At 71.8% G+C, this 15,381-nt stretch carries 18 protein-coding genes; 9 read left to right on the top strand and 9 right to left on the bottom strand.

The annotated features are described in order from the left end of the window. Positions 1-24: 24 nt before the first annotated feature. The 3 genes from ACIRB4_RS24080 to ACIRB4_RS24090 form a co-directional block, all read right to left on the bottom strand. A complete protein-coding gene (locus tag ACIRB4_RS24080) occupies positions 25-189 on the bottom strand; it encodes a hypothetical protein (RefSeq protein WP_403294209.1) in 165 nt (54 codons plus the stop codon). Further along, positions 161-919: a DUF6338 family protein gene (locus tag ACIRB4_RS24085; protein WP_403294210.1), complete on the bottom strand. Its 759-nt coding sequence runs from the start codon at positions 917-919 to the stop codon at positions 161-163. Before ACIRB4_RS24085 ends, ACIRB4_RS24080 begins: the two co-directional genes overlap by 29 nt. A 91-nt stretch (positions 920-1,010) precedes the next feature. After that, complete coding sequence (locus tag ACIRB4_RS24090; RefSeq protein WP_403294211.1) at positions 1,011-1,286, bottom strand: hypothetical protein; 276 nt, start codon at positions 1,284-1,286, stop codon at positions 1,011-1,013. Between the two features lie 247 nt (positions 1,287-1,533). On the opposite strand from ACIRB4_RS24090, the gene ACIRB4_RS24095 reads away from it, so the two are divergent. Then, entirely contained in the window at positions 1,534-2,577 is a 1,044-nt protein-coding gene (locus ACIRB4_RS24095) for a YihY/virulence factor BrkB family protein (RefSeq protein ID WP_403294212.1), read from the top strand. A gap of 9 nt (positions 2,578-2,586) precedes the next feature. On the opposite strand, the gene ACIRB4_RS24100 is transcribed toward ACIRB4_RS24095, so the two are convergent. Further along, positions 2,587-3,651: a saccharopine dehydrogenase family protein gene (locus ACIRB4_RS24100; protein WP_403294214.1), complete on the bottom strand. Its 1,065-nt coding sequence runs from the start codon at positions 3,649-3,651 to the stop codon at positions 2,587-2,589. A 97-nt stretch (positions 3,652-3,748) separates the two neighbouring features. On the opposite strand from ACIRB4_RS24100, the gene ACIRB4_RS24105 reads away from it, so the two are divergent. Beyond that, complete coding sequence (locus tag ACIRB4_RS24105; RefSeq protein WP_403294215.1) at positions 3,749-4,741, top strand: GlxA family transcriptional regulator; 993 nt, start codon at positions 3,749-3,751, stop codon at positions 4,739-4,741. On the opposite strand, the gene ACIRB4_RS24110 is transcribed toward ACIRB4_RS24105, so the two are convergent. The 3 genes from ACIRB4_RS24110 to ACIRB4_RS24120 all read right to left on the bottom strand — a co-directional run bounded on the left by ACIRB4_RS24110 (position 4,731) and on the right by ACIRB4_RS24120 (position 7,966). Beyond that, complete coding sequence (locus tag ACIRB4_RS24110; RefSeq protein WP_403294216.1) at positions 4,731-5,333, bottom strand: isochorismatase family protein; 603 nt, start codon at positions 5,331-5,333, stop codon at positions 4,731-4,733. The two genes, ACIRB4_RS24105 and ACIRB4_RS24110, sit on opposite strands and share 11 nt — an antisense overlap. A 74-nt stretch (positions 5,334-5,407) precedes the next feature. Continuing rightward, positions 5,408-6,391 (bottom strand): GlxA family transcriptional regulator, encoded by a 984-nt coding sequence (locus tag ACIRB4_RS24115; protein WP_403294217.1) that lies wholly within the window; start codon positions 6,389-6,391, stop codon positions 5,408-5,410. Between the two features lie 48 nt (positions 6,392-6,439). After that, the gene (locus tag ACIRB4_RS24120; protein ID WP_403294218.1) at positions 6,440-7,966 is read right to left on the bottom strand and encodes an MFS transporter; all 1,527 of its coding nucleotides are present in this window, start codon (positions 7,964-7,966) and stop codon (positions 6,440-6,442) included. Positions 7,967-8,137: 171 nt separating this feature from the next. Here ACIRB4_RS24120 and ACIRB4_RS24125 point away from each other — a divergent pair, with 171 nt between their 5' ends. Beyond that, a complete protein-coding gene (locus ACIRB4_RS24125) occupies positions 8,138-8,491 on the top strand; it encodes a PRC-barrel domain-containing protein (RefSeq protein ID WP_403294219.1) in 354 nt (117 codons plus the stop codon). Positions 8,492-8,541: 50 nt separating this feature from the next. Here ACIRB4_RS24125 and ACIRB4_RS24130 read toward each other — a convergent pair whose 3' ends face one another. Beyond that, on the bottom strand, positions 8,542-9,258 hold the full coding sequence (locus ACIRB4_RS24130; protein ID WP_403294322.1) for a formylglycine-generating enzyme family protein: 717 nt from the start codon (positions 9,256-9,258) through the stop codon (positions 8,542-8,544). Positions 9,259-9,315: 57 nt separating this feature from the next. On the opposite strand from ACIRB4_RS24130, the gene ACIRB4_RS24135 reads away from it, so the two are divergent. The 4 genes from ACIRB4_RS24135 (at position 9,316) to ACIRB4_RS24150 (ending at position 12,407) form a co-directional block, all read left to right on the top strand. Continuing rightward, complete coding sequence (locus ACIRB4_RS24135) at positions 9,316-10,431, top strand: AI-2E family transporter (RefSeq protein WP_403294220.1); 1,116 nt, start codon at positions 9,316-9,318, stop codon at positions 10,429-10,431. 106 nt (positions 10,432-10,537) lie between these two features. After that, positions 10,538-10,957 (top strand): ATP-binding protein, encoded by a 420-nt coding sequence (locus ACIRB4_RS24140; RefSeq protein WP_403294221.1) that lies wholly within the window; start codon positions 10,538-10,540, stop codon positions 10,955-10,957. 200 nt (positions 10,958-11,157) lie between these two features. Then, positions 11,158-11,607, top strand: coding sequence for a hypothetical protein (locus ACIRB4_RS24145; RefSeq protein WP_403294222.1), 450 nt, complete (start codon positions 11,158-11,160; stop codon positions 11,605-11,607). A 227-nt stretch (positions 11,608-11,834) separates the two neighbouring features. Next, complete coding sequence (locus ACIRB4_RS24150; RefSeq protein WP_403294223.1) at positions 11,835-12,407, top strand: GNAT family N-acetyltransferase; 573 nt, start codon at positions 11,835-11,837, stop codon at positions 12,405-12,407. Between the two features lie 146 nt (positions 12,408-12,553). Here ACIRB4_RS24150 and ACIRB4_RS24155 read toward each other — a convergent pair whose 3' ends face one another. Then, the gene (locus tag ACIRB4_RS24155; protein WP_403294224.1) at positions 12,554-13,231 is read right to left on the bottom strand and encodes a response regulator; all 678 of its coding nucleotides are present in this window, start codon (positions 13,229-13,231) and stop codon (positions 12,554-12,556) included. A gap of 187 nt (positions 13,232-13,418) precedes the next feature. On the opposite strand from ACIRB4_RS24155, the gene ACIRB4_RS24160 reads away from it, so the two are divergent. Both ACIRB4_RS24160 and ACIRB4_RS24165 read left to right on the top strand, forming a co-directional pair. Continuing rightward, positions 13,419-14,474, top strand: a complete 1,056-nt coding sequence (locus ACIRB4_RS24160) for an ABC transporter ATP-binding protein (RefSeq protein ID WP_403294225.1) — start codon at positions 13,419-13,421, stop codon at positions 14,472-14,474. Then, on the top strand, positions 14,471-15,280 hold the full coding sequence (locus ACIRB4_RS24165; RefSeq protein ID WP_403294226.1) for an ABC transporter permease: 810 nt from the start codon (positions 14,471-14,473) through the stop codon (positions 15,278-15,280). The genes ACIRB4_RS24160 and ACIRB4_RS24165 overlap by 4 nt, the downstream gene beginning before the upstream one ends. The last annotated feature ends 101 nt before the right edge of the window (positions 15,281-15,381 follow it).

The following is a 15,381-nucleotide window of genomic DNA, read 5'->3' on the forward strand; positions in this document are numbered from 1 at the left end:
ACGACCTAGGGTCTTCCGTCGCGATCAGACCGGATCGGCGGTGTCGCCCATCGCTGTGCCCGAGGGAGCCTGCGGCACGTCCTCGGGCTCGGGGACGTCATCGGTGGGCCGGTACGTGCGGCGCTCGGAGAACTCCTCGAGCAGCGCCTCCAACTCCTCGTCACTGGGCCCGTGTCCGTACTGCGTCACCCTGTTCTCCTTCCTCTCCCGCGCCCGCGGAACCACCCGGCGGCACCGGTACGTGAGCCGGGACCGGGGCCTGCACCTGTGCCGGGACCTGAGCCGGTGCGGGAACCGCCGCGGGCGGGTCCAGCAGCTCCAGTACGTCGACGTCGGCGGCCCGCAGATACACGCCGCCGGTCCCCGGCACCCGCCCGAGGAACCTGCCGTCGGGCCCCATGCGGTACTGAGCCTGCAGATAGACGTCCCCCTGCTGGGGAAAGGCCGACACGGCCGACCGCGTTCCCAGCCAGCCGCCCACCCACAGACCGTTCTTCATGCGCGCCCGTACGAAACAGGACCCGCGGTCACGGAAGAGCGCGTCCCAGGCCGTGGGCGTCGGCTCGTACCGCGCCCGCCTGCGGCGCCTGCCCCACGCCGCCTCCGCCCACGCGATCCCCGCCGGCACCAGGACCACCAGGAGCAGCGCGGCGAGCCCCGCCTCCCGAGGCCGCGACGACGCCCCCGCGAGCGGACCCGCTCCGTTTCCCACGAGCAGGTCGACCAGCCACGGCCCCGCGGCCACCGCGTACACGGCGTCGAGCAGCGCCCCCGCCGCGATCGCGCGCACCAGCCGGTTCTGCGGCTCCTGCTCGGCGGCGACCGCCCCGCGCAGATGCTCGCGTACGGCCTGGTAGAAGACGCCGGGCAGCACCAGGATCAGCAGAATGGTCAGCTGCTGCACCGTCCCCGGAACCATGGCTTTCCTTCCCCCGCCCGCACCTCGCCAACACCCCGGAGCACACGGTACGTTGCGGTCCTCCGGGCCGGCCACTCACCCCCGTACGGGGTCAATGGTCGCGGCGGGCGCCGAACTCGAGCCGCTGGGGTGCCTGCCCCGCGTCGCGATCGGCCGGGGGAGCGCCGGGGCCGCTCAGGGCGAAGGACACGCCGATGCTCTGGCACATGCGGCGGGCGCGGGCGACGGCACTGAGCGTCGCCGGGGACGGCTCGCTCGTGGGCAGTTCCACGGTCACCTCGGCGGGGCGATGGGCGTGGACGAGGGCTTCGATCTGCAGCGCGGCGGCCGCACGGTTCGTGACGTCGAGGTTCTGGTGGATCCTCACACGCAGGATGCCGTTGTCGAGGGTGTGGCTGATGAACAGGGTCTGCCTCCCGTCACGTATGCGCGGCTCGGCTCGAAGGGCCGGCGCGCCCTGACAGTGTGCGGGACGGAAGGCGGCCGGAGCGAGATGACGCGCGCGGCGGCGGGGGTGTCTGCGCCGACCGGTCGGGCCGGTGGCGGGGCGGGCCGGGCGCCGCCACCGGCCTCCCCGTATGTTTTCCCCCTGCCGCGTGGGTCATACGGTGGGTATGAACCGTTTTGAGCCACAACGTGAGGGTGACGGCGAGCCCGGGCCGGCCACCGGCGGGAGCGACGAACCCGGCCCCGGTCGGGACGTGGAGCGCGAGGCCCCGGACCGGCCGACCGAGCTGTCGGGCAAATCCTTCGGTCAGGTCCTGCGCCGGACGCTCAGGGAATTCAAGGACGACGAGCTCACCGACCGGGCCGCCGCCCTGACCTACTACGGCGTCCTGGCCCTCTTCCCGGCCTTGCTGGTGCTGGTCTCCCTCCTGGGCATCGCAGGCCGGGACACCACGCGGAAGGTGCTCGACAACCTCCAGCAGCTGGCGCCGGGCGCCGCACGGGACATCATCACCAACGCGGTGGACCAGCTGCAGGGCAGCGCCGGGATCGGCTCCGTCCTGGCCGTCGTCGGCCTGCTGGTGGCGCTGTGGTCGGCCTCCGGATACGTGGCCGCCTTCATCCGCTCCTCCAACGCCGTCTACGACCTGCCCGAGGGCCGGCCGGCGTGGAAGGTGCTGCCGGTGCGGATCGGTGTGACCGTGGCCTTGATGATCATGGCGTGCGCGAGTGCGCTGATCGTCGTCCTCTCCGGCGGCATCGCCCGGCAGATCGGCACGGCCCTCGGCGTCGGCGACACGGCGATGACCGTCTGGTCCATCGCGAAGTGGCCCGTGCTCGTCGTCCTGGTCATGCTGATGGTGGCGCTGCTCTACTGGGCCGCGCCCAACGCCAAGGGCCGCGGCTTCACCTGGGTCACTCCCGGCAGCGCCATCGCCGTGGTGATCTGGCTGCTCGCCTCGGCCGGTTTCGCCTTCTACGTGGCGAACTTCGGCTCCTACAACAAGACCTACGGCACCCTCGCCGGAGTGATCATCTTCCTGGTGTGGCTCTGGCTCACCAACCTTGCCATCCTCCTGGGCCTGGAGTTCGACGCGGAACTCTCCCGCGAGCGCGCCATTCTCGGCGGCCATCCGGAGCACGAGGAGCCCTACGTCGAACCGCGCGACACCAGCAAATGGACCGATGAGGACCGCCGGCGCCTCACCTGACGCCGCCGGCTACCCCTCGCCGCCCAGCGAAAGGCCGTCCAGAGGCAGGGCGCGCAGGAAGTCCTCGGCGTCGAAGACCTCCCCGGCGGTGACGACACCGGTGGCCCGGGTGCGGCCGGTCAGGATCCACTCGGCGGCCTCGACCACGATCGGCGCGGTGACGGCGTAGATGTCGCGGCCGCGGGCCGACGCCCGCCGCTCCTCGGAGCCCCGCCGGACCACGACCTCGACCAGGAAGACCTGGGACGACCGGCCGTCGGCGTCAGCAGCCCGAGGGCCCTGGGTCTCCGGGTCGCCGAGGTCCTTCAGCGGGGCGGTGTTCAGGAACGTGTCGATCCTCGCGGTGTCCAGGTGCTGGGAGATGGTGATCACATCGGTGGTGGAGAACTGCCCCACGACGTCCTGGCGCCCGAACGGCTCGGCGAAGGTCCACTCGCCTTGCGGCGGCGGCTCGTCGCCCGCGAGGACCCGCAGCCGGTGGTCGGAGAAGACCACCCGCCGTCCGGCCCGGCGCCGGCCGGCAAGCAGCGTTCCCCGAGTCGGGTGCCAGCTGTCCAGGGCCACGGCGACCGAGAGCGCGTCGGCGGCGGCCCAGTCGCCCATCGCCGCGGTGGCGAGAAGGTCGCCCAACGCGCCGTAGAACGCCATCGCAGGTGCCACCACGATGCCCGCCTCCTTCACCCGGGGGTCGTTCCGATAGGTGTCGAAGGTGTCGGCCGCGACCAGCGTCTCGCCCGTGACGTCGAGGTAGTGGATCCCGGCGCGCAGGGCGGCCTCGATCAGCGGGGGCGAGGTGTCGCCGAACGGCCCGGCGCAGTTGATCACCGCTGCCGCGCCGGCGATCGCGCGGTCGAGCGAGGCCGGCGTGTCGACCGAGGCGACCCTCGTCTCCACGCCGGGGAGACCGGCGACGGCCGCCTCCAGCTTCGCCGCGTCCCGGCCGGACAGTACGGGCGTCCACCCGCGCTTCAGCAGCTCCGCCGTCACGAACCGGGCGGTGTGCCCGTAGGCGCCGAACACCGCGATCACCGGCTTCGTGCGCGAGGGGTGGGGACGGTCGTTCGTCCGCGTCATCAGGGATTCTCCAGTCGTCGGGGGCTCGCCCCGATCCTGCTGGGTGCCGGCACGGGGGGCCACCGTCCGCGGCGACACGCTGCGCTAGGTTCGCGTCATGCGCGCCCATCGCGTCGTCATGGCCGTCACCGACGACATGCCGATCTTCGAAGCAGCCGTCCCCTGCCAGGTCTTCGGCGTGGACCGGCCGCACCTGGCCGATCCGTGGTACGAGTTCTCGGTGGTCCCGGTCGGGGGCGCGCCGGTGCGGCTGACCCCGGGATTCACCCTTACCCCGGACGGCCCCGGGTGGGACCCGGAGGCGACGGACACGCTCGTCGTCCCGGCGTGTACGAACGTCCACGAGGATCCGCCCGCGGAGTTGGTGGACGTCGTCCGGGAGGCGTACCGGCGCGGGACGCGGATCCTGTCCATCTGCTCCGGCGCTTTCGTCCTGGCCGCCGCCGGGGTGCTGGACGGACGCCGGGCCACCACCCACTGGCTGCACGCGGAGGAGCTGAGCCGCCGCCACCCCGCCGTCCGGGTCGACCCGTCCGTGCTCTACATCGAGGACGCCGACGTCATCACCTCCGCGGGCACGGTGGCCGGCATCGACGCCTGTCTGCATCTGGTACGGGTCGACCACGGGGCCGCGGTGGCCGCCGAGTTGGCCCGCCGTCTGGTCACCCCGCCGCACCGGGACGGCGGACAGGCCCAGTACCACCGCCCGGTCTCACCGGGGGCCCGCGACGACTGGCTGGCCGGCCTGCTGGAATGGGCCGGGGAACAGCTGCACCTGCCGCTGTCCAGTGCCGACCTGGCCGCCCGGGCCCATGTCAGCGTGCGCACCGTCGAGCGCCGGTTCGCCGAAGCGCTCGGGATGTCGCCCCTGCGCTGGCTGCTGCAGCAGCGGGTGCGCCGGGCCCAGCAGTACCTGGAGACCAGCGACCGGCCCATCGGATGGATAGCGGAGACCTGCGGTTTCGGCGGGCCGGCCAGTCTGCGGGCGCATTTCGCCCGGATCGTCGGCATGTCGCCCACCACCTACCGGCGGACGTTCCACCGACGGGCCGGCGTCCCGGAGCGCGCCGCCGGCCCGGTCAGGTGGTGAGGTGCCCGACGGTGGGGGCCACCGTGCCGAAGAGGTCCGTGATGGTGGTCAGGCTTCCCTTCTGGAGGAGGGCGGCGGGCACGGTGCTGCCGTCGGGCGCGGTCAGTGAGCGGGTGGCGGTCGCCTCGGCGACGACGGTGGGCCGGTAGCCGAGGTTGAAGGCGCCCTGCGCGGTGAAGGTGACGCACATGTGGGTCATGAAACCGGCCAGCACCAGGTCGGGTCCGGCGCCGAGGTCGCGCAGCGTCTTCTCCAGGTCGGTGCGGTGGAAGGAGTCGGGGAACCGCTTGACCACGACCGTCTCGCCGTCGGCGGGCGCCACTTCGGGACTGATGGCGCCGATCTCGGCACGGATGTCGTACGGGGTGCCCTCGCCCCCGTCGTTGACGACGTGGACGACCGGCGCGCCGGCCGCGCGAGCGGCGGCGAGCAGCCGGGCCCCGGCGGCCAGGGCGGGCTCGACACCGTCGAGGGCCATGACACCGGTGCGGTAGGTGTTCTGAAAATCGATCATGATCAGGGTGGTCTCGGCGAGGCGGGGGAGCGTGGCGTCGAGACCGATGACGTCACGCAGGGACACGGAGGCATTCATGGAGGAAAGAGACCTTTCGGATCGTCAACAGGCATGGCGAGACCGCGGTCGCGGCGGACTCGTCGCGCCGGGGGTCAGGAAGCGGTACGGAAACGGCGCCGGTAGGACGCCGGGGTGGTGTTGATCTGCTTGCGGAACGCCCGGTGCAGCGTCTCCACCGAGCCCAGCCCGCTGGTCGCAGCGATCCGCTCCAGCGGCTGATCGGTGGTCTCGAGGAGACGACGGGCGGCTTCGACCCGGGCGGCTTCCACATAGGCGGCCGGGCTGGTGCCGGTCTCCTGACGGAAGACCCGCGCGAAGTGACGCTCACTCAGACACATGCGCTCCGCCAGCGCGGGCGCCGACAGATCGCCGTCCAGGTGCTCGGTGATGAACACCCGCAGCTCGTCGATGTCCCTGCGGGCCGCCGCGGGCCGGCTCAGTGGCACGCTGAACTGACTCTGCCCGCCCTGCCGCCTGAGGTACATCACCAGCTGCCGGGCCACGGCCAGGGCCAGTTCCTCACCGTGGTCCTCGGCCACCAATGCGAGCGCCAGGTCCATACAGGTGCTGATGCCCGCCCCGGTCCACACCCGGCCGGAGCGGACGAAGATCGGGTCGGCGTCGACCCGGACCCGCGGGTGGTCGGCCGCGAGCTGCGCCGCCGTCGACCAATGGGTGGTCGCCCGCCGCCCGTCGAGCAGCCCGGCCGCCGCGAGCACATGGGCGCCCACGCATACGGACGCGATCCGCCGCGCGTACGGCGCCGTGGCCCTCACCCACTCCACCACGGTGTCGTCGACCCGGGCCACCGGACCTTCCGGGCCCAGGTCCACCGCGCCGGGAACCAGCAATGTGTCCACCGCGGCCCCCACCTCGGCGAAGGTCGTGTCCGCGAGGAGGCGTACTCCGGCCGACGTCACCACCGGTCCCGCGTCGGGGCCCGCAAGGCGGACCGTGTACACGGGTCGGCCACCGGTCTCCCGGTTGGCCAGGGCGAACACCTCGGCCGGGCCGGTGACATCGAGCAGATCGACATCGGGGAAGACCGCGATGACGACACGGTGGGGAGTGGGCATGCGTCCATGGTCACGGTGGCCCGGCATGGCCGCAATGACGGCTGTCTGTCACATCCGGCCATCACCCGTTGCCGGCCCGGTCGTCGCGGCCGTCGGAGCGGCGCTCTCCCGTGCCACCGACAGCGGTTCGGCGATGTCCTCCAGGGAGCGCTGTTCCGCGTTCACCGCCAGGAACGCGGCCACGACTCCCGCCGCGCACATCAGTGCGGCACCGATCTGGAAGGCGAGGACCGTCTCCCCGACCACGCCGGACGCGGTGAGGTCGGCGAAGATGAGCGGGCCGCTGATACCGCCGGCCGCCGTGCCCAGCGCGTAGAAGAAGGCGATGGCCATCGCGCGGGTCTCCATGGGGAAGACCTCGGAGACCGTCAGATACGCGCTCGACGCGCCCGCCGACGCGAAGAACAACACCACGCACCAGCAGGCCGTCAGCGTCGTGGCCGTCAGCGACCCCCGGTCGAAGAGCCACGCGGTGCCGAACAGCAGCAGACCCGAGAGCAGGTACGTCCCCGAGATCATGATCCGGCGGCCGACGGTGTCGAAGAGCTTGCCGAGCAGCAGCGGGCCGATGAAGTTGCCGGCGGCGATGACCGCGAAGTAGTAGCCGGTGTGGCCGGTCGGCACGTCGAAGAACGTGGTCAGAATGGCGCCGAAGCCGAAGGTGATGGCGTTGTAGAGGAACGCCTGGCCGATGAAGAGCGAGAGACCGAGGACCGCGCGGCGCGGATAGCGGCCGAAGACCGTCCTGGCGATGAGGCCGAAGCCGATGCTCTTGCGCTGGTGGATGGTGATCTCGCGGGCCGGCGGCGGCAGCGGCTCACCCTTCTCCCGCTCGATCTCCCGCTCGACGGACGACACCAGCTTCTCGGCGTCATCGCCGTATCCGTGGATGAACTGCCACCGGGGACTCTCCGGAACGTGCCGACGGACCAGCAGGATCACCAGGCCGAGCACGACGCCGAGAGCGAAGCTGAGCCGCCAGCCGAGGTCCTTGGCGAAGATGTCGGTGTCCAGCATCACGATGGACAGCAGGGCCCCGCCGATCGCGCCCAGCCAGTAACTCCCGTTGATGATGAGGTCGACCCGCCCGCGGTACCGCGACGGGATCAGTTCGTCGATCGCGGAGTTGATGGCGGCGTACTCGCCGCCGATACCGAAGCCGGTGAGGAACCGGAAGAGGAAGAACCACCAGGACTCGAACGACAGCGCGGTCAGCGCGGTGGCGGCCAGATAGACGGCCAGGGTGACCATGAAGAGGCGTTTGCGTCCGTACCGGTCGGTCAGCCTGCCGAAGAAGAGGGCGCCGAAGCAGGCACCCGCCACGTACAGGGCGGCGGCGACGCCGGTGACCTGCGCCGAGCTGATGGCCAGGCCGCTGCCTTCCTCGGCGAGACGGCCGGCGACGTTGCCGACGATCGTGACTTCCAGTCCGTCCAGGATCCAGACCGTGCCGAGACCGATCACGATCATCCAGTGCCACCGCGACCACGGCAGCCGGTCCAGACGGGCCGGAACGGCGGTGGTGACGGTGCCGGTGGAGGCGGGCACAGAGGCCGCCGACGATTCCGCTGCCATGGTTACCTCTCCGTTGAGTGAGCGCACCCCATATGCCCTGGAACGGGTGGGCCATGCGCACCCGAACGACGGGTGTGCGGCGGAGTTTCCCGGGCACGGGATTCCCGACGCCGACAGCGTGCCGCCGGAAACGCGGTGCGCTCTCACCTTCGGACGAGGAGTGATGTGCGCATGACCGAGCACGTGTGGAGCTACGGGCCGTCTTCGGGCCACCTTCCGGGGACGGACCTGACCGGGTGGAAGGTGGAGGCGACGGACGGCCGGATCGGCAAGGTCGACAAGCACTCCGACGAAGTCGGCAACGCCTTCCTGGTGGTGGACACCGGAACGTGGATCTTCGGCAAGGAGGTACTGCTCCCGGCGAGCACGGTGACCCGCGTCGACCTCGAGGAGAAGGCGGTCCACGTGGGTCTCACCAAGGAGCAGATCAAGGGCGCGCCGGAGTTCCAGTCGGACAAGCACCTCGCCGAGGTGCAGCGCCGGGAGGAGATCGGCGCGTACTACCGTACGGGCGGGTTCTTCTGACGGAGCCTCCGCTCAACCGGCGCGGCTCCTCCGCCGCCTTCCGGAGACCGTCACCCCGGGGGCGGCGCGAGGCGCCCGGCGGAACGCGCGAGACGGAACCCGACGTCGTCGACCTGGAACGTCGGATGACTGCGGCGCCGCGCTGATGCCCGGCAGCTCCAGTGCTCGTCGAACCAGCCGCCTCCGCGCAGCACGCGGTACGTGCCGTAGACCTCGGGATCGTAGAGGTCCCAGCACCAGTCCCAGACGTTGCCGAGCATGTCGTGGAATCCCCATGGGTTGGGGCGCTTCCCACCCACCTCGCGTACGCGTTCCCCCGCGTTGTCGCGGTACCAGGCGATCTCGTCGAGCGGCCCGTAGCGCGGGCCACCGGTGCCGGCGCGGCAGGCGTGCTCCCACTCGGCCTCGGTCGGCAGCCGGTACCCGTCCGCCGAGGTGTCCCACTCGACGGACTCGCCGTCGCCGCCCGGGCCGCCGCCGGGGCCGTCGTCGAGGCGATAGGCCGGCGTGAACCCTTCCCGTTCCGACAGGGCGTTGCAGAACCGGACCGCGTCCCACCAGGAGACGCCTTCGACGGGCAGCCGGTCCCCTCGGGCGGCGGCCGGCCACCGGCCGGTGACCTCCGCGTACAGACCCTGCGTGACCGGGAACGCCCCGAGTCGGCAGGGGGCGACCTCGACCGTCCACGTACGTCGCGTCCGACGGTCCGTCAGAGCGACCTGCCCCGGCGGTACGGCGATCATCTCCTGCCCCGTGTGCGTGCCCATGGTCAGCGACCCTACCCGCGCCCACGGCGGGACGGTGGTGTCCATAGGGTGGCCTCCATGTCTGCCATGTTGAGTTCGACGAAAGCCGCCCGCGCGCTCCGGACAGCGGCGCGTGTGTCCATCGAGTTGATGGTCGTCCTGGTGATGGCCGCGGTGGCCGTGTGGCTCCTGGGCCGGATGTGGTCGGTCGTCTGGCCGCTCATAGTCGGCCTGTTCCTCACGACGCTGACCTGGCCCGTGGCACGCTTCCTGCGCGCCCGTGGGTGGCCCCCGGCCCTGGCCGCGTCGGTGGTGATGGTGCTGTTCCTGCTCGTCGCCACGGGCATCGTGGCGCTGATCGCGGTGCCGACCGCCGCTCAGTCGGGTGAGCTGGCCGACGGTGTGGTGAAGGGAATCCAGAAGCTCCGCGAATGGGCCGCCGGGCCGCCGCTGAACATCGGCGACGACCAGATCAGCGGCGCGTTCGACGCCGCGATCGCCCGCGTCCAGGACAGCGTAGGCAGCGTGGTCACGGCCGTCGTCTCCGGGGTGGGCACCGTGTTCAACGGCGTGGTCACCGCCGTCCTGGCGCTCTTCCTGATGTTCTTCTTCCTCAAGGACGGCCCGCGGTTCCTGCCGTGGCTCACCCGCCAGCTCCCCGGCCGGCTCGCCACCGACGTCCCGATCGTCGCCGCCCGCGGTTGGGACACCCTGGGCGCGTTCGTGCGCTCCCAGGCCGTCGTCGGCCTGCTCGACGCCGTCTTCATCGGCCTCGGACTCTGGATCCTCGGCGTCCCCCTCGTGCTTCCGCTGGCCGTCCTCACCTTCGTGTCGGCCTTCGTACCGATCGTCGGCGCCCTGTTCGCCGGCCTGGTCGCGGTACTCATCGCGCTGGTGTCGAACGGCCTGACGGACGCGCTGATCGTGCTCGCGATCATCGTCGTGGTGCAGCAGCTGGAGGGCAACGTCTTCCAGCCCATGATCCAGAGCCGCGGTCTCGGCCTGCACGCGGCGGTCGTCCTGCTGGCCGTGACGCTGGGCGGCAGTCTGGCCGGCATCGTGGGAAGCCTGCTCGCGGTGCCGGTGGCCGCCCTGGTCGCCGTGGTCTGGAACTATCTGCGCGAACAGCTCAGCGAGCCGCCGCGGGAGCCGGGGCCGGAGCCCGTCGAGTCGCCCGCCGGCGCCCCCGCGTAGCCACCGCCCGTACCCGGGACGCCTGTCCGGAGGAATGCCGGGTATCCGACACTCCCGGTGATACCGACGTGGAAAGCGGCGACAAGCCGCAAAGGGAGTGTGGACAGTGGCGGTCAAAGCGATGGGTTGGGCGCATTCGTTCCCCGTGTCCGGGGGCGTGCGGGCAGGACGGCACTGGACACGGGGGCACCTGGCGGCGCTGCCGTGGGCCGCCGAGGAGCCCGAGACCGTGGACGCCGTCGTCCTGACGGTGTCCGAGCTGCTCACCAACGCCCATGTGCACGCGAACAGCGACGCGCACCTGGTGCTGACCTGGGACGGCGACTGCCTCCATGTGAGCGTCCACGACGACGACTCGACCCTGCCCCGACCGCGCGACCCGGGCGCCGGCGAGGTGTCCGGCCGGGGCGTGGGCATCGTGCAGGCCCTCGCCGACGAGTGGGGGATGAAGTGCCAGCGGCACGGCAAGATGGTGACGGCGTGCTTCCGCCCGGCCTCGGCGCAGCGGGACGACTCCTCCGACTGACCTGAGGGCGGCGGGGAGTCCCGGACGGAGCAGTGCCCCGGCGTGTGTCCGGATCGTTCGTCAGGTCATGCGAAAGAACGAGAACACCCGCCCGGACCCCCACCTGAAGAGGTGCGCGACGCATCCGGATGAGGGAGCTTGCCGCCACCCGGCCGAGACGCCCGGCAGCGCTCTCGCTCGTCCTCGACCGGAGGCCTGACGTGCGCCTCCGCCTTCTCCTTGTCCCGCTCCTCCTGGCAGGCACCCTCACGGCGTGTACGTCCGTCGACGGCACCGCTCCACGGCCGCCGCACCGCCAGGCTCCGGGACTCAGCCCCGCGGGCGCGCCCGCCCCGCAGCCGGTCGTCGAGCCCCCGTCGTCGCCGACACCGGGACCCTTCCGCGAGGAACTCGCCTCCGCCGAACCCGCGCCGCCGCCGAGCAGCGAGCGGTCCGCGCCACGCAAGACACCGAAGGCACCGAAGCGCACCGCCGGGCCGGACCGAGGGAAACCGGCGGGGAGCAAGCAGGCCAAGAAGCGGAAACGGCGGCCCGCGCGCACTCCCGCCGCGCCACGCTCGACGTACGACATGAGGGACCTCTGCCGTCAGTCCGAGGGCGTCGTCGATCCCGGGGTCACCGGCCTGTGCCACGACGCCTACGGCCGCTGACGCCGCGCCCCCGAAACCGTAGGCGCTTCCGCCCACTTGAGCGGACGACGCCCCGGGCGAACGATGCCGACCGTCCTCCCATGTCGTCGCCTCGCTCCGTCGGATTGCTTCGGCAGATGCGGGGCACACGAGGAGAGCCCCAGCTCCGCACGTCGGCCGAGCTGGGGCTCCTCCGGGCGCGCTTCGGCGCGGTGCGCGTTGTCCGTACGTCGTGACATCGTGGTGTCATGACCATCGAGGTTCGCCCGGCTACGGTCTTCGAGGACGTCCGTACCCTGCTCGGCCCGAAGTCCCCCGGGGCCAATGTGTGCTGGTGCCTGAGCTACCGGATCCCCTCCAAGCTCAACAACGAGCTGCGCGGGCCGGCCCGCGGCGCGTACGTCGCCGAGCTGTGCCGTACGGGCCCGCCTCCCGGAGTGATCGCCTACGACGGCGACGATCCGGTCGGCTGGGCCGCGGTGGCACCGCGCGCGGACACCTCGTTCGCGCGCAACCGCAAGATCCCGCACATCGACGATCTGCCGGTCTGGTCGCTGTGGTGCATCCGCGTACGCCCCGGCCACCGCAAGAAGGGAATCTCGCACGCCCTGATCGCCGGCGCGGTCGACTTCGCCCGTACCCAAGGCGCACCGGCGGTCGAGGCGTACCCCCTGGACAACGGCGACGCCAGGGTCGACCTGACGATGGCGTACGCCGGGATCCGGAAGAACTTCGAACGCGCCGGGTTCACCTACGCCGCCGACACCACCTCGGTCCTGGCCGGCCACCCCCGGGTCCTGATGCGACTCGACCTGGGCTGACCTCCCTCGGGGGATCACCCGCAACGTGACGGACATGGTCCGCACGGCGTCCTGACGCGCACAGCCCGTACGCGCGCCCGCGCCGCGGACCCGCGGCCCGACGAGACTGTTAGACGGGGCCTGCCCGTCGGACCGGGGCGCTCGATCTACTCCTCCCGGGTCCTCACCCCGGCCTCGTGGGCCGCGATGGCCGCCTCGACGCGATTGCGTGCGCCGAGCTTCGCGAAGACGGCGCTCACGTGCGCCTTCACCGTGCCCTCGACCAGATGGAGTCGCGCGGCGATCTCTGCGTTGGAGAGCCCCGCGCCGATCCCGGCGAGCACCTCCCGCTCCCGCTCGGTCAGGTCATCGAGTCGGCGATCATGCCGTACGGTCCGGTGCGCCCGCAGGCCCGCGATGACCCGTGCGGCCACTCTCGGCGAGAGATAGGCCCCGCCGGCTCCCACCGCCCGCACTCCGTTCAGGAGCTCCCGCGGGTCGTCCGCCTTGAGCAGGAAGCCGCTCGCGCCGTCCTCGAGGGCGCGCCTGATGAAGTCGTCCTCCCCGAAGGTCGTCAGCATGATCACACCGGCCGTCGGCACGGCCTCGTGGATCCGTGCCGCCGCCGTGAGACCGTCCAGTCCTGGCATCTGGATGTCGAGGAGGACCACGTCGGGGCGGTACCGGCGCGTCAGCGACACGGCCTCGTGCCCGTCGGCGGCCTCGGCGACCACGTCCGTGCGCGGGTCCCTGGCCAGGATGGCTCGTATGCCGGCCCGGACCATCGCCTCGTCGTCCGCCACGAGGACGCGGACCGGCGGCCGGCCGGGGGGCGTCTCTTCCACACCGCGAGCCTACGGCCCCGAGGCGGGCCCGGAGGCGGCGGCCGCGAGAAGTACGACCAGCGGCGGGCCGCACCCCTGACGAAGGGAAGGGAAGGTGCTGACGAACGGCCGATGTGCCGCGGCATCCCGCCCTTCTAGCGTCGCTGCCGTACGGGAAACCCAGTCCGCGGACGCCGAAGGAACCGATGTGATCACCCTCAGAGGGCTTACGAAGCGATACGGCGAGACCCTCGCCGTGAACAACCTGACGCTGGACATCGAGGAAGGAAAGGTGACCGGCTTCCTCGGCCCGAACGGAGCCGGCAAATCCACCACGATGCGGATGATCCTGGGCCTCGACCACCCCTCGCGGGGCCGAGCGCTCGTCGACGGCCGGCCCTACGCGGCCCTTCGCCGCCCGGTCCGCGAAGTCGGGGCGCTGCTCGACGCGAAGGCACGGCATCCGGCCAGGTCGGCACGGAGCCATCTGATCGCGCAGGCCCGCAGCAACGGCATCCCGGTGCGCCGGGTGGACGAGGTTCTGGAGGCCGTGGGCCTCGCCAAGGTGGCGCGACGCCGCGCCGGGACGTACTCCCTCGGCATGTGCCAACGGCTCGGCGTCGCGGGCGCCTTGCTCGGTGATCCGCCCACCCTGATCCTGGACGAACCGGTCAACGGTCTCGACCCCGACGGCGTGCGCTGGATGCGGCAGCTCGTGCGGGCCCAGGCCGACCAGGGACGTACGGTCTTCCTCTCCAGCCATCTGATGAGCGAGATGCAGCTGACGGCTGATCACCTCGTGATCATCGGCAGGGGCAGGCTCCTGGCCGACACGTCCATGGCCGACTTCCTCGCCGGCAGCTCCCTGGCATCCGTACGGGTCCGGGTGCCCGAGCCCGAGGAACTGTCCCTGCTGGTGAGCCGTCTCGCGGCGGTCGGCGGCGTGAAGGTGGAGTCGACGGGCAGAGACGAGATCGTCGTCAAGGGCATGACCGCCGCGGAGGTCGGCGACCTCGCCCACAGCTCCTCGGTCAGGCTGCATCGGCTGAGCGAGACGCAGGTCTCGCTGGAGCAGGCGTACATGGAACTGACGGCCCGCAGCGTCGAGTACGCGACGGACAAGCGAGACGAAGCGGACCATGCGACCGGGCCGGGGCACGGCGCCTCTTCCCACCCGGGTACGACGGCGATGACAGCGACGACCGCCGCCACCGCCGCCACCACGGCGACACCGGCGGCCGAGGCGGGAAGGTGGACGCGATGACGTCCGAAGTGACGACGGGCACGTCCGGACGCGACACCCGCCCAGGCCCGGCCGGCCCGTTCCGCCGCCCGTTCGCCGGCGCGCTCGCCGCCGAGTGGACCAAACTGTGGTCGGTCCGTACGTCGTACGTGTGCCTCCTCGCGGCCCTGCCGGCGACCGGGGTGTTCACCTTCTACTACGGCTCGATCGCCCGCATCAACGAGCACGCCGTCCAGCCGGTCGGCGACGCGGCGGTCTCCTCCACCGTGCTCGTCCAGTTCGCCGTGGTCATTCTCGCCACGATCACGGTCACGGGTGAGTACACGACCACCAGCATGAGCGCGTCCCTGCTGTGGGTACCGGTGCGGTGGCGACTGCAGCTGACCAAGGCGCTGGTCGCCGGCGTGGTCTCCTTCACCGCGGGCACGGTGTCCGCCGCGGTGGGCATGGTGGCGGCCTGGGGCCCGTTCTCCGGCCACGCGTCGTTCGACGCCGGCACGGCCGCGGGCCAGGCCCTGGCTGTCGGCCTCTACTACGCCCTCGTGGCCGTGCTCACCGTGGGAGCGTCCTTCGCCACGCGGCACGCCGCCGGAGCGCTGACCGTGCTCTTCACGTTGCTGTGGGCCATGCCGAGCATGCTGGTGGGGCTGGGCGGTCCCGTCCTGCTCACCGTCAACGACTGGCTGCCGCACAGCGCGGGCCTCCACTTCATGCGGGACAGCGCCGACGCTCCGTACCCACCGATCGTGGCGGTCGCGGTCCTCGGCGCCTGGACGCTCGCCGCCCAGCTGGCCGGCTTGTACCGGCTGCGCCGCCGTGACGCCTGAACACCCGGGCCCGGGCGGGTCCTTGCCCGCCCGGCCTTTGGCCCCGGGCCTTTACCCGCCCGGCCGTTGACCCCGGCCCTGAGCACCCCAGGGCCGCCCGC

The organism is Streptomyces sp. NPDC093600 (genome assembly GCF_044764755.1).
Taxonomy (GTDB): Bacteria; Actinomycetota; Actinomycetes; order Streptomycetales; family Streptomycetaceae; genus Streptomyces.